Raw genomic sequence first — 13,604 nt, forward strand, 5'->3', positions numbered from 1 at the left:
CAAATCAAGGTCTTCGGACCCCACCAAAATGAGCAAATTTGAAACTGACGGCCCCTCGGATAACGAGTGGGAAGATCGTGGAGAGCTCGCCTGGAATGAATTTGATTGGGAAAAGTATCTGCGCGAGCAAGACGACGTAATTCACCGTTACCTCGCCCACTACGAGCAACTCAAGGATCAGGATGATCGCATCGATGAAACCGCGCACCTCATGGGATGGGACGAGGATTCATGGAGCTCCGATCCTTCCGATTCCCTCGACCGCGATGACGACGACAACGAGAGCGAATCGCCATCCGCTGAGATCAACGAAGGCAAGGACGAGCCCTACACGCTCCACAAGAATCCGATTTTCATCTCCACCAAGGCGATTTACCTGAGCCTGAAACGCTCGTGGGAAGGCGTTGGCGCCAACCCCGCCAAGGTCCCGCAAGCCACCGCGCTCGACATCCACGCCTCGATCTATCGCGGCGAAGAACAAGCCATGCTGGCGATTCAGGCACTCGACTTCGGCGACTACGCGATGGCGATCAGCCTCTTCAAGCGCGCACTCGGCGAACTCAACCGCACGTTCTCGCTACTCAATGCCGCGAGCGTTTCAAAGTTGACCGCCGTGGCCGACTACCGCGAAGACGCCCAGCCGCGCCTGTTCGATCTCCGGGAAATCTGGCTGCGCGTCATGAACGAGTGCCGCGAGGAACTCGAGCGCCCCGCTGAAGACGACGACGCGTCGTAACCTCACCACCCTGCCCGCCCGCTATTAAAGCTGGCGGGCAGGGCAAGGGTGACCGGCGCTGATATCAGTCGCGCCACGGAGCCGGCTGGTGATGGCCAGTTGAGCGACGTCGAATTGAAACGCACGCGAGAAAAGGCCTTGCACTTTGCGTTCCGCGCCTTTGCTTCATCCCTTCTGTTTTCAATCCGGAGAGGTGGCTGAGTGGTCGAAAGCAGCGCTTTGCTAAAGCGCCGTAGGTGTAACAGCCTACCGGGGGTTCGAATCCCCCCCTCTCCGCCAGTTTACTCGTTATGAATTAACGAGTTAATATTTGGATGAAGCTAGGTTTCCCAGTTTACGCGGCAACCTAAGCATGAATCAGTCGTTGTTCACTGTCGGACGATTTGAAAACCGTAACGGAGTGATTTCCTGGAGAGTGGACGGCTACCTCCACGGTGTTCGTATCCGTAAAAATTTTAAGTCGCGCGAAGAGGCCATCGCCGAGAAGGCCACCCTTGAGATCAATGCCCTTCAAATCGAGGCCGGCATGCAGTCTGCACCGACGTTTCTCTCGGAGGTGCAACTGCGCGAGGCCGAAACCGTTTTCAATCGGCTCAAGGACTCCCCTCGGCCCCTGTCCTTCTACCTCGATTTTGCCCTCGCGAACTACCGCGAACCCGAAACTCAGAAGCGTCTTTCCGCTGCCATCCCGATTTACACAGAGGCAAAAGACCATGAATTCCAGCAGGACCAGATTTCCGCGCCGCAGCTGGAGAGGATTAAGCGCGACCTGAAACGTCTTCTTAAACATTTCCCCAGCGTGACCGTCGCCGAATTAACAGCGGAACGGTTGATTGGTTTTTTCAATTTGGGAAAACCCAAGCTTAAAACCTACAACAACCGACGCGGTATCGTCTCCACCTTCCTCAAGTTTTCCTTTCAGCGGGGATGGCTCAGCGAGAATCCAATGACTAAGGTTCCCAGTCATCGGATTCGCCGGAAGCGGGAAGCCATCTCAACGTTCTCCGCTGCGAAAGCGGAGAAACTCATGCGGCATGTCGAAAGCTTGGAGGGTGGTCGGTTCGTCCCCTACTTCGCCTTGTGCCTGTTCGCCGGCATCCGCCCTTGCCTGCGCACGGGGGAAATTCTCCGCCTCAAGCCCGAGCTGGTTAATCTGGAGGCCGGTATCATCAACATCACCGCCGAGGTGTCCAAGGTGCGTGAGCCGCGCAAAATCACGATTCAGCCAAATCTCGCCGCCTGGCTCAAAGCCTACCCGTTGGACAAGTTCCCTATCATTCCGGCAAACCTCCAGCACGTCAGGGCGAAAATCGCCAAGGCGTTTGAGCTCTCGCACGACATCATGCGGCACACGTTCATTTCGATGTTCGTCGCCAAGTTCCGCTCCATCGGAGAGGCCGCGATTCAGGCGGGCAATTCCGAGGCCATCATTCGCAAGCATTACCTCGACATGAAGAGTCAGACCGAGGCCGAGGCGTTTAACGCGATCATGCCGAAAAAAACCGCCGGAGAGCAGGAGTCGAAAGCCCTGCCTGTCGCCGCTTGACCACTTCGCCTGACGCGGCGCCACATCAGCGGTGCGACACACATCGTGTCGTTTCTACGCCAAAACTCGACGCGACTCATTGCGTTTACGCCGGCACCAGAGTATGGAAACGCAACTAAGCATACGGGCATACAAGGCTGGTGCCGACCGGCATTTTTCGGAGGCGACCGCGATTCAATACCTATCTGAAACAAAAACTACCCGGGCTGGGATAGCATCGAGGTTGGTTGATCGGCTAACAGCGGCAAGAACTGACTAGTATCCGGTATTGAAATACAAAATCGATTTCGAATCGACATCTCAACTGACCGGCACCGCTTCGTTCCAATACAAGGTCGGTCGAGTCGGACATCTGCAGGACCGCCAGTTTTTGCTGGCTGACTTTGAATTCAAGCAGGACGGCGTAGGGATTGGCGAACTTCCCATGCGGGATCGATAAGATGCTCGGCGGGATGCTCGAAGCGGCCTCGTCGGCCGGTTTGGATGAGATTTTGACAAGCACTGACTGCACGAGAGAAACGCTGGGCATCGCAGAGGAGGCAACCGGACACGGTCCCATACGGGTCCGACGAATCGTCGACTGCGATGACCGCTGCGTAGGGTCGACGATCAAGCAGATCGCCTCCTCCGCGCTGTCGAAGGCGACCGATAAAAGCGAAATGGTCGAAGAGAATTACGTCGGCCCAGTCGGAGCTGAGCAGGTCCATTGCGGTGCTCATGGATTCGTGATCCAGATCGCCGTCGATGGAACTGATGCGCAGCCGCACGCCCCCACTCTTGTTTCGGCTCTGGAAGGCGAGCGCGGCACCTAAACGCTCGTCGTCGTCGTATAGGCTGATGCTGCGGTGAAGGATCACTTGGATGCGCCGGAAGCCGGCGTCCCGTAGCTTGACCAGGGACTCGTGCATGTAAGCGAAGGCGTGGTGGCGCACGATCTCGAAGCCGCCGAACCTGAAGTCGCGCGCCATCCCGACGATGGAAAATAGACTCCAGTCGAAGTCCTTCATGTCGGCCTCTGTCCAGGCAAGTTTATACGGGGAAACGATGAGGGCGTCCACCCCCCAGGCATAAAGTTCACGGGCCGCCGCCTTGGGTCCGGCAAATTTTTTTGGGGCCACACAGAGACCGCGCATACCTCGGTTTGCGCAGGCCTGCTCGAAATAGGCATCACTCACGCCGGACTCGTGGCGCAGGAAAGCGACGAGGATCTGATCCTTTTGATGGAGGTGGAGACGCTGGCCAGCGAGCGCCCGGGCGGCGGCGTTCGGCCGATACCCGAGCTCACGTGCGGCCGCGAGCACGCGGGCCCGGGTAGCGGGCGCCACACCGAATTTATCGGCCATCGCCCGCGAGACAGTTCCAAGTCCCAGCCCCGACTGTTTGGCGACGTCCTTCAATGTCACCCGCAAGGACACTTCGTCTTTTGAGCGAGGCATGGGCCTTGGCTAGCTAATGGCGCTTGGTCAGGCAAACCCGAAATCGGCGCCGATGGACGGACGATGACCAATCGCATGCCTTGATGAGTCTTTTTCAGCTAAGGGACCAAGCACCCTATCGGGCAACCCGCCACGACTTCTCCGGCGACACGGCTCAATCTGCCAGGTTGACGTTCACGAGCGCGGCACGTTGATCGGCTGAGGCGATCGTGGCCGATAACGTCGACGGGAACACCGACGTTTCCCGCAAATGGAAACGCTTCCATTTTAAAGATGTCGCCACGCTAGACCCGTCTCCGGAGCTTAAGCCTGATTTTAGAGCTCGCTTGGCTCAACCCTCGCTCGCGCACCTCCGTCGGCCCCAACCCCTATCACTTACATCATGAAAAGCTTCCTTCTCGCATTCGCTTCCTTTGCCTTGGCCGTCGGCGCGGCGCAGGCGCAGATCTTCTCAAACGGCACAGGCGGCGGTGCATTTACCACAGGAAGCACCTGGATCGGGGGCGTCGCGCCGACGGCCGCCCAATCATGGATTATACAAGCCACCGACATTGTCACGGCGACGGCCAGCCTCACTCCCAGCACCGACGCTGCTCACACGATTAATGGCACGTTCAATATGGCGGCGGGAGCCCACTACAACATCGTTGGTGGAGGCGTAACCCTCAACATCAACGGTTCACTCACCACAGAGCGCATTTTCACAAATGGATCTATAGCGAACTCCACCGCTCGTATCACCCTTTCCGGGGGCAGCCTTACCATTACCAACCGGCTCCATCTTATCGCTAGCAACACAACTAACACCGCCATCAATAAATTCACGCTTAGCGGTGGCACGGTGGACTTGAGCGCGGCGAGTGGCGGCTTCAAACTGTACGGGGCCGATGCCGACGATAGAGCCCAGTTTACTGTCATCGGAAATGCCGGCACGTTCAACGCGACCGGCCGAGAGGTGGCCCTCTACAACACTACTGTCGGCTTTGAAAATTCCGCCGCAGCGATAAATTTCACATTCGGATCAACGGCCGGAGCGGGAGCCGTGACAGTGGTGAATTCCGGCTTGCTCACGTTCAGCAACAATCAATTCACGATCGACTTCACAAGCATCGCCCGGCCACTGACCACCACCAGTTACTCAACCACGTTGTTTGATTACACCTCGTTCTCGGGTTTGTTTACCGCCGCTAATCTGACAAGCATCGGCTTGGGTGCCGGCGAAAGCGCCATGCTCGTCAAGGATGACATCAACAAGCTTATCCGGGTGGACTACACACTGACTTCCTCCATCCCCGAGCCGTCCACCTTCGCCTTCGTTTTGGGTTTACTGGCTCTCGGATTCGTCTCCCTGCGCCGCCGCGGCAGCAAAAATTGAATACACTCATTCTGGGTTGCTCCTAGGCACTCACAAATCTCAAGCCGCCGGTCTTCCAGCGGTTTTTTTATTGCAGGAACTGAACCCCGCCCCTCGCCCGCGGTTTGCCGGTCCGTTGGCTGACCGTCGCGTTTTCTCCGCCTTATGGCGGCATCCAAAGCTAGTCCGCGCAATGCACCGTTTTCATCGGCAAAAAACCGCTCGTTGATCCAGCCATTTTGGGTATCAACCGCGGTTTCATCAATCTCGGGTCGCTCCCCGCACCGCTTAGTCAGCCTGCTCTAGATGTGCGCCATCTGTGTTGTCTCTACACACAATTTATCGGAGGGACCGGTCCCTTACAGCGGCGATTGAAATGCCCGACACAACCGAAAGTGATGACTTATGGCCCGATACACAGTGTTCCAGCAGACAATTCAGTTCTCCAAATGAAAACGGTTTTGGAAAACGGTCAGAAAATCATCTTTATCGGCGACAGTATCACTGATGCCGGTCGCCAGCAGGAGGCTCCCCCGCTGGGCCGTGGTTATGTCCGTCTGTTCGCGGATTTGCTCACCATCCGGGAGCCCGATAAAACCATCACTGTCGTCAATCGCGGCATAGGCGGTAACACGACCGACGATCTCCGCAGCCGGTGGGACGAAGACGTCCTTCAGCAACGTCCCGACTGGCTGTGCGTCAAAATCGGCATAAACGACCTTAACCGCCACCTGACGGACCCCAAGTATGCCTTCCTCGACCTAGCGGCCTACCGCGACATCTATGACCAAGTGCTGACGTTGACCCGCGCACATCTCCCCGCGTGTCACATTCTACTGATCTCACCTTTTTACATGAGCCGCGACCAGACGCCGCATTCCTACCGCGCAAAAATTCTGGGGCAGTTGCCAGCCTACATCGAGGTCGTCGAGGAACTCAGTCGGAAACACGCGACACGTTTCCTCAATCTGCATGCAGTGTTCCAAAGCCATCTTCGGCATCGGCACACCGACTCCTTCGGCACCGAGCCAGTCCATCCCCATGCAACCGGCGCGCTCTTGATTGCCGAGGAAGTTTATCGCGCGCTCAACTGATCTTCCCCGCACGCCTCCCGTCTCTTTCTGGCTTTTCCCATGACGCTCGTTACCTCCATGCATCGCTCCCAACTGCCGCGCTCCGGTCTTGCCCTCGGTGGCATCGGAACCGGGTCATTCGAAATCCGCCAGGACGGAAGTTTCCAAAATTGGAGCATTTTCAACAATAACCCCGTCTTCGCTGGCGCACCCTATCCGCACAACCCGAAGGAGACGCTTTTCTTCAAGCTCTGGGTTCGCGTTGAAAATGAAAACCCGCGCATGGTCCTGCTTCAGATTGAGGACAGCCACAATGCCGGCGCCATTGAACGCCAGTTCCAGTATATTTTCCCCTGGCTCTCGGGGGTGGACGTCATTCGCACGACCGCCAGCTTCCCGTTTGCCGACCTCGAGTTCGAGCAAGACGGACTACCGCTTCGCGTGTCACTGCGCGCATGGTCCCCCTTCATCCCCGGCAATCTCAAGGACTCCGCCCTTCCCTTGGTGTATTTCGATTTCGAGATCAGGTCGATCGGTGATCGCCCGGTGGACGTGCAAGTGCTCGCCGTCATGCGCAACGCCGTCGCCTACGACCAGCCGCAGCGCATCTACGTCAACCGCCGTGTGCGCGACGGCGCGTTCTCCGCGGTCGTTTGCGAGGCGGAGCAGACCAATCCCTCCGCCTCCACCACCGGCGCGCTCTGCCTCGCGTCCTTCTCGGACCGGTCCACCGCCTACATGGGCTGGGAACACAATCATCCGTATTACGAACGGTGTCTTCGTGAGTATCCGATTTCCGAATACGATGACACCGCCGGTCGCAACAATGTCGACAAGGCCACCGGCGCGCGTCGCGCCGATCCGCGTTGCTTCGTGACCATTGGCACCCATGCCACGTTGCGCGACTCCAGCGACATCTTCCGACACACCTTCGCGCTCTCCTGGCACTTCCCCAACAATTATGCCAAAGGCAATCAGGCCCTCGCCGCAGGCTACCTCGAAGACGCTTCCTTTCCGGGCCACACCGGCAGCACCGCGCCCGCCGCCGCGACCACCGAAAAACGCCCTCGTCCGCTGGAGGGGCATTTCTATGCCACTCACTTTAACTCCGCGGAGTCCGTCGCCCGCTACGCCATGCAGGAACGCGCGCGACTCCTCTCCGAATCCACCGCATTTCACCGGACGTTCTTCGACAGTTCGTTGCCGACGTTTGTTCTCGACCAGATCAACTCCCACCTGAACACGCTGCACACCAGCACCTGGCTCACCCCCACCGGAATGTTCGGCGTCTTGGAAGGCCTTAGCCCGACTCGCTCGTTTGCCGGCATCGCCACCACCGATGTCGCCATGTATGGTCAGATCGCCGTCAGTCTCCTCTTTCCCGAGCTCGATCGTATAACCATCGATCTCTGGACCAAATTTCAAAATCCCAACGGCTCCGTCATCCACTCGGTCTGCTGCGATTCCACCACCGCCAGTCCAAGCGAGGCCACCGGTCACCGTCTCGACATGCCGGCCCAATACGTGTTCATGGCCCTCCGTGCGGCCGTGTGGTCAGGGGATCGCCGCTACCAGGAAAAGCTCTGGCCTCACGTAAAGGCGGCGCTCGCCTACGTCCTGCGCGAACGCGACAAAAACGGCGACCACCTCCCCGACATGGAGGGCGTGATGTGCTCCTACGACAACTTTCCCATGTTCGGGGTGGCTCCCTATGTCGTCTCCCAATGGCTCGCAGCAATTGCCGCTGCCCTCATGGTGGCTCGCCGGCTCGGTGACGCCGCGTTCATCTCCGAATATGCCGCGTATTTCGACCAAGGCTGCGCCACCTTGGAAAAAACCACCTGGAACGGCCGCTACTTCAATCTCTCCTCCGACGTCCGCCCCGAAGATCCCACCGCCCATCTCGGCTGTCTCGCGGATCAAATAATCGGTGACGGCGTGATACGTCAGCTCGGGCTCCCTTCGATTATCGATCCTGCAAAGACGACGACCGCCCTGCGCACGATCCTTGAGATGAATTACAAAGCCGACCAGGGCCTGCGCAACTGCCAGTGGCCCGGCGACACCTTCCTTCACGAAGTCACTTCCAACTGCTGGGTCGATCAGGCCAACACGTGCTGGACCGGCGTCGAACTCAACTTCGCCGCCCAGCTCTACTACGCCGGGTTTAACGAAAGCGCCGAGGAGATAATCCGCAACGTCGATGTCCGCCACCGCCGCTGGGGCATGTATTGGGATCACCAAGAGTTCGGCGGCCATTACTTCCGGCCGCTCTCCGCGCTCGCAATTCCGAATGCATATCTGGGTCTATCCTACGACGGAGAAACCCTTCGCATCGCGCCCGCGCGACCGCTTCCCATCGGCCGCTGGTGTGCGCTCTTGCCCGGTGCCACCGCGACCCTGTTCAAAACTCATGACGGCGTCCGCCTTGAGTTCAGGATCGGCTCGGTGCCTCTGACTTGTCTCGAGTTCGCCTGCGGTTCCTCCGGCACGCCTTCGCTCCGTGGGACCGAAGTCCGCCCTCTTGCTCACACCTCGGAAAATGAAGTCTGCCGCCTGATGTTCGTCCCGGGCACACGGCTCGCGGCGGGTGCCGTGATCGAGATCACATCCTGAACGCGGTGTTGCAGACCGGTGCGTCCTGCCGGTTTCGGGACCGATCCCTAAACCGGCGGATTGTGCGCCCGAGAAAGGCTTGGACACTGTTTCTTTCGCCTGCGTCCCGGCATGGCCGTTACCCTCCCCATGTCCACTCCCGCCCCCGTCCCCGCCGCATCGTCTTCCTTGCCGGAAGCCGATGCCTCGCGCAAAGAGATCATTTATTACTCGTTGGGAAGCCTGGAGGGTGGTCTCTCCGGATACTTCTTCAATTCGCTCAGCACGCTGATGATCGTCGCGCTGGGCATGAACCCGGTGCTGCTAGGCCTGATCCTCGCCATCCGGACCTTCTGGGACGGTTTCATCGATCCTTTCATCGCGCAGATGAGCGACAAGACCCGCACCCGTTGGGGTCGTCGCCGACCTTACATCTTTGTGGGTGGTTTTGGACGCCTGGCCCTGCTGGTCGGCATCTACCTGCTGTTTCCTCAAAACGGTCACATCAAGTCGAACGCCGAGTTCAAATCCGAGCAGACCACTCATCAACAAGCGGCCCAAGCCGCCGCTGCCGTGCCTCCGGCCCCGCCGGCTGCGGAATCCTCGGTCGCCGCTTCCGTCGAGACGCCCCCGCCCGAGGCAAAACCCGCCGCACCGGCCGTCAAAAAACCCAACCCGGGCATGATCGAAAGCATCCGCCTCGGCATCGTCGCGTTTGGATCCGACGAAAACGCCTACCATCGCCAGGTCGCCATCTATCTGCTCGTCGCGGGTCTCTTGGTCGCGACCATCGGCAGTCTCAGCGACACCGCCTACTACGCGTTGGGCATCGAGCTTTGCCCGTCCTACGACGGTCGCACCCGCGTCGTCACCTATCGGTCGATCGTCCAGAAGGCAGCCGCGCTGATCAACCCGTGGATACTTCCGTTCTGCTTTCTCCCGATCTTTACCAACATCATCCAAGGACTCACTTGGTATGCCCTCGCCTGCTGCGTCATCAGCGGCCCCCTGCTTTGGCTCATGCTGAAAAACAGCCGTGAGCGCGTCGTCATCACCAACACCAAGACCGGTCCCAGCTTCTTCAAGTCCATCTGGCTCACGACCCGCAACGTCCACTTCCTGAAGATTCTTTTTCTCTACGTCTTCATCGGCCTCACCAACGGCATCTTTGTCCAGCTCGGCACGTTCCTCACCATTTACTGGGTGTTCCAAGGCGACGCCCTCGCCGGCACCACCCTCAGCGGCTACGCGTCCACCCTCGCAACCGTCCTGGCCTTCATAGCGCTCCCCGCGGTCAACTGGGCCTGCCGTCGCCTGCAAAAACACCGCGCCCTGCGTTTCGCCCTCATTTGGATGAGCGTCGGCACCGCCTTGAAATGGATCCTCGTCGATCCGGCGTATCCCTATCTGCAATTAATCCTGCCCTTCTTCTTCTCCATCGGCATCAGCAGCGTTTACACGATCCTGCCGTCCCTGATGGCGGACGTGACCGACATCGACGAACTGCAAACCGGCGCGCGCCGCGAAGGCATGTTCGGCGCCGTGATGTCGTTCATGACGAAACTCCTTGGCACCTTGCAGCCCTTGATCGCCGGAACCGTTCTCGTTCTCGCCGGATTCGACGTGGGACTCGGCGCCCACCAAACCGCCGAGACCATCATGAACATGCGCCTGATGTTCTCCATCGTGCCCGCCGGCCTGCTGCTTCTCGCCCTCGTCGCCCTTTGGCGCTATCCGCTCACCCGCGAATACATGGTCGAAGTGAAGGCAAAGCTTCAGGCACGCCGCGCCTTGGCTGCGGCCGCCAGCGTGACTCATTGAGCCGCCGGCCTTTCCTCGCCGGTCAAATACGCCCGCTTCCACGTGCCGTGGTCGAAACATCCATGCGCGTTTCGGGACCGTTCCCGCAGCAGGCCCATTGCGGAGTGATTTGCCTGTCTCACGCTTATTCCTGTTCCGCAGGCCCCTGACGCTTTCCTCGTCTCGGCTCCGACGGTCCGCACTTATGTCGAAGTTTCTCGAATATCCCGCCGCGCTTCGCACCGCCTCCCCCTTCTCACAGGCGGCGTATTGCTGGGTCGCCAATTTCCCCCCGGGCCGCAACCAATTCGTAAGCTTTGAGCGACGCTTCAGGATCTCCACGCGGGGAGCGGCCACGTTGCATCTTTTTGCGGATACGCGCTACCGCCTGTTCATCAATGAACGCTTTGTCGCGTATGGTCCCGGACGTTTTATCACCACTCACCCCGAGTTCGATACCTATGCGCTCGGCGACTACCTTCAGCCCGGGGAGAATCTCATCCGCGTGGAGGTTAATTATTACGGCTGCCCCTCCTTCCAGACCATGCCCGATGGGCTGCCCGGTTTCATTGCCGACGGAGGCACCGCCGATGGCCAAGAAACGTTTGAGACTCCTGGCGAATGGCTCTCACGCATCCATCGTGCATGGAGTTCGGACGCACCTCATTTTAGTTTCGCCCAAAATCCCTCCGAAATTTGTGACACCCGGGTTTTGGCGGCCGAACTCTCGAACGAAGAGCTGCTACCGGTTGTCCCGCTCGGACCCGCGTCCACCCCATGGGGAAAACTCGTCCCCCGCAGCGCTCCCTATCCCGACTACATGCTCCGCCGCCCCAAAAACCTGCTGGTCGCCGGTCCTTTGATGCAGACAGAGCGTTGGGGCCTGCAATTGCTCCATCCGGCTTTTTCCCGCAAGGACCGATCCACCCATCCCCGCTACGTTGCCTTCATCACATGGATCCATTCTTACGAAGAACAAATCGCGACGATGGATTGTTTCTGGTCCGAACTCTTTCTCAACGGGCAGCCGCTCGAGCTTAGAGAGCCCGGCATGTTGGGTAATCACCGTGAAGCGACCCTCTCGCTTCGCAAGGGATGGAACTTTCTTGCCGGCAATGTCGAACTCCTCACGAGCCATTGGCCGCTCCTGCTTGGTTTTCCCTCCTGTGCGCAGATTTCGTTGCATGCGAAACCGGATCTCTCCTGTGACGAAGCCTTCGGCCTTTCGCCAATTCTGACCGCCCGCTTCGTCGCGTCTTGCCCGTCCGGGCCGGGAGCTTTCCGGGCGATCCCGGGATGGAGCAACGCGCGGAACGATCTCCTTTCGGTGACCCCTGCGCGCCTAGTCGCCTGGGACCAGCCCGCCCCCTCCGCCGTGCAGCGCGACATCCCCATCGGACGCTTCGCCGAGGTCGCAAGCATCACGGCACGCGCGGCGGTCTGGTCCTTCGATTTCGCGTTGGAGTATTATGGCCATGCGCTCATCGAGGTGGAGGCGCCCGCCGGCACAATTCTCGATATCGCCTATGATGACTGGCGGCGCGTCGACGGGTGCGTGAACCTGTATCACTCCAACCCCTACACCGATACGACGGATCGCTTCATCCTTCGTGGAGGGCGCCAGCAGGTGGAGGTGCTTAATCCGCGCGGGGGGATTTTTCTCCAAGTCATCCTGCGTGCCCCTGTCACGACCGGTGCCACGCACCTTGCGGTTCACAACGTCGGCATCCGTCGCCGCACGACCATCAACACGCTGGCGGGCGACTTCAGATGCGGTCACGAGGTTCTTGACTGGACCTGGCGCACCTCGATCCAGACCCTACAGGCCTCCACCGACGAAGCCTATGCCGATTGCCCTTGGCGCGAACGCGGCAGTTACATCGGCGATACCCTCGTCAACCTGCACCTCCACCGGCTTGTCTCCGCCGATCTGTCCGTGGCACGACGGACGCTTTCCCTGTTTGGAAATACCCAGCGCCCCGACGGTCTCGTGATGAGCTGCGCACCGTCGTGGCTCGATCACGATCACGGTGACTTTTCTTTGATCTGGGTTCAGGCGGTCCGCGATTTTTGGGCTCTCACGGGTGACCTCGCCTTTGCGGCCACCCAATGGCCCGTCATTGAACGCATCCTGAACAGTCCTGCTTGGAAGCCCGATGCTGACAACCTTTGGAGCGCCACTGATCGCCACATTTTCATGGACTGGGGAGCGCTCCATTCCGAACGCGTCGGTCCGGCCAACACCTACCTCAACATCATGCGCGTCGCCGCCCATCGGGCCGCGGCCGAACTGGCGGGCGTCTTGAACCTGCCATCTGCGGTGTTGCGCCACGGACGTGAAGCCGCCGCGGTTTCACGAACTCTCTCCCTTCGTCTTTGGGACGATAAAGAAGGGAGTTTTTTTGCCAGCCGCGGCGCCACCACCCCCGCGATCCACGCCAATGTCATGGCTCTTCGCCATGGCATCGGGCCGGCCGATCGGATTCTCGCCTACCTCGAGCCGAAGCTGCGTGCCAACTTCACCGTCGGTTGCGGATCCGCACACCACAATGGTTTCGTTGAACTCTATTTTTTCCACTACCTGCTTCCCGCCCTCGCCCTACATTCGCGCTACGATCTGGCAGAATCATTGATCGAGGAGACCTACGGGTTTCTTAAATCGCTTGGCTATCAAACCCTCGTCGAATGCTTCCATCGTGCTTCTCAACGCAAGGGAAGTTGCTGCCATAGCTGGAGCGGCTCGCCTGCCGTGTATGCAAGCACGTTTATCCTCGGCCTTCGTCAGACCCAACCCGGGAAACCCGATGCGTTCACGCTTGATCCCGTGTCGTCGGCTCACCATTCCGCGCAAGGAGTGCTGCCGCACACACGCGGCTCGATTCGTCTTCGCTGGGAACGACGCGGCGATCGCATTCACGCCCGGGCCACACTTCCTCCAGGGGTAACACTTGCGCCCGCAGCGCATGTCGATCTGACCATCGACTGAACTCTAGACATCTTTGCACTTATCGGGACTGGTCCCGATTCGGGTCCGTTGAAGCCCACGGGGAATGGACAACTCTTT

8 protein-coding genes and 1 tRNA gene are annotated in these 13,604 nt (G+C 59.2%); 8 read left to right on the forward strand and 1 reads right to left on the reverse strand.

Annotation, left to right across the window (positions count from 1 at the left end; translation table 11 throughout):
- Nucleotides 1–28: 28 nt before the first annotated feature.
- The 3 genes from FPL22_RS04240 (at nucleotide 29) to FPL22_RS04250 (ending at nucleotide 2,282) form a co-directional block, all read left to right on the forward strand.
- Nucleotides 29–736, forward strand: coding sequence for a hypothetical protein (locus FPL22_RS04240; RefSeq protein ID WP_144228858.1), 708 nt, complete (start codon nucleotides 29–31; stop codon nucleotides 734–736).
- 187 nt (nucleotides 737–923) lie between these two features.
- Nucleotides 924–1,015: transfer RNA gene (locus FPL22_RS04245), tRNA-Ser, on the forward strand.
- 73 nt (nucleotides 1,016–1,088) lie between these two features.
- Nucleotides 1,089–2,282, forward strand: coding sequence for a tyrosine-type recombinase/integrase (locus tag FPL22_RS04250; protein ID WP_144228859.1), 1,194 nt, complete (start codon nucleotides 1,089–1,091; stop codon nucleotides 2,280–2,282).
- Nucleotides 2,283–2,671: 389 nt separating this feature from the next.
- Here FPL22_RS04250 and FPL22_RS04255 read toward each other — a convergent pair whose 3' ends face one another.
- The gene (locus tag FPL22_RS04255; RefSeq protein ID WP_203235116.1) at nucleotides 2,672–3,718 is read right to left on the reverse strand and encodes a LacI family DNA-binding transcriptional regulator; all 1,047 of its coding nucleotides are present in this window, start codon (nucleotides 3,716–3,718) and stop codon (nucleotides 2,672–2,674) included.
- Nucleotides 3,719–4,100: 382 nt separating this feature from the next.
- Between FPL22_RS04255 and FPL22_RS04260 the strand changes: the two genes are divergently transcribed.
- From FPL22_RS04260 to FPL22_RS04280, 5 genes are all read left to right on the forward strand, one after another.
- The gene (locus FPL22_RS04260; RefSeq protein WP_144228860.1) at nucleotides 4,101–5,093 is read left to right on the forward strand and encodes a hypothetical protein; all 993 of its coding nucleotides are present in this window, start codon (nucleotides 4,101–4,103) and stop codon (nucleotides 5,091–5,093) included.
- A 428-nt stretch (nucleotides 5,094–5,521) separates the two neighbouring features.
- On the forward strand, nucleotides 5,522–6,166 hold the full coding sequence (locus FPL22_RS04265; protein WP_162525185.1) for an SGNH/GDSL hydrolase family protein: 645 nt from the start codon (nucleotides 5,522–5,524) through the stop codon (nucleotides 6,164–6,166).
- A 39-nt stretch (nucleotides 6,167–6,205) separates the two neighbouring features.
- Nucleotides 6,206–8,761: a GH116 family glycosyl hydrolase gene (locus FPL22_RS04270; RefSeq protein WP_144228862.1), complete on the forward strand. Its 2,556-nt coding sequence runs from the start codon at nucleotides 6,206–6,208 to the stop codon at nucleotides 8,759–8,761.
- 111 nt (nucleotides 8,762–8,872) lie between these two features.
- Nucleotides 8,873–10,561 (forward strand): MFS transporter, encoded by a 1,689-nt coding sequence (locus FPL22_RS04275; RefSeq protein ID WP_144228863.1) that lies wholly within the window; start codon nucleotides 8,873–8,875, stop codon nucleotides 10,559–10,561.
- Between the two features lie 184 nt (nucleotides 10,562–10,745).
- Entirely contained in the window at nucleotides 10,746–13,526 is a 2,781-nt protein-coding gene (locus FPL22_RS04280; protein ID WP_144228864.1) for an alpha-L-rhamnosidase-related protein, read from the forward strand.
- The last annotated feature ends 78 nt before the right edge of the window (nucleotides 13,527–13,604 follow it).

The sequence above is a fragment of the Rariglobus hedericola genome, from assembly GCF_007559335.1.
Taxonomy (GTDB): domain Bacteria; phylum Verrucomicrobiota; class Verrucomicrobiia; order Opitutales; family Opitutaceae; genus Rariglobus; species Rariglobus hedericola.

What these genes read in the sequence shown, in the direction of transcription:
- FPL22_RS04240 (WP_144228858.1), top strand. Translation starts at nt 29, where the DNA reads ATGAGCAAATTTGAAACTGACGGCCCCTCGGATAACGAGTGGGAAGAT.
- FPL22_RS04275 (WP_144228863.1), top strand. Translation starts at nt 8,873, where the DNA reads ATGGCCGTTACCCTCCCCATGTCCACTCCCGCCCCCGTCCCCGCCGCA.
- FPL22_RS04265 (WP_162525185.1), top strand. Translation starts at nt 5,522, where the DNA reads ATGAAAACGGTTTTGGAAAACGGTCAGAAAATCATCTTTATCGGCGAC.
- FPL22_RS04255 (WP_203235116.1), bottom strand. Translation starts at nt 3,718, where the DNA reads ATGCCTCGCTCAAAAGACGAAGTGTCCTTGCGGGTGACATTGAAGGAC.
- FPL22_RS04280 (WP_144228864.1), top strand. Translation starts at nt 10,746, where the DNA reads ATGTCGAAGTTTCTCGAATATCCCGCCGCGCTTCGCACCGCCTCCCCC.
- FPL22_RS04270 (WP_144228862.1), top strand. Translation starts at nt 6,206, where the DNA reads ATGACGCTCGTTACCTCCATGCATCGCTCCCAACTGCCGCGCTCCGGT.
- FPL22_RS04250 (WP_144228859.1), top strand. Translation starts at nt 1,089, where the DNA reads ATGAATCAGTCGTTGTTCACTGTCGGACGATTTGAAAACCGTAACGGA.
- FPL22_RS04260 (WP_144228860.1), top strand. Translation starts at nt 4,101, where the DNA reads ATGAAAAGCTTCCTTCTCGCATTCGCTTCCTTTGCCTTGGCCGTCGGC.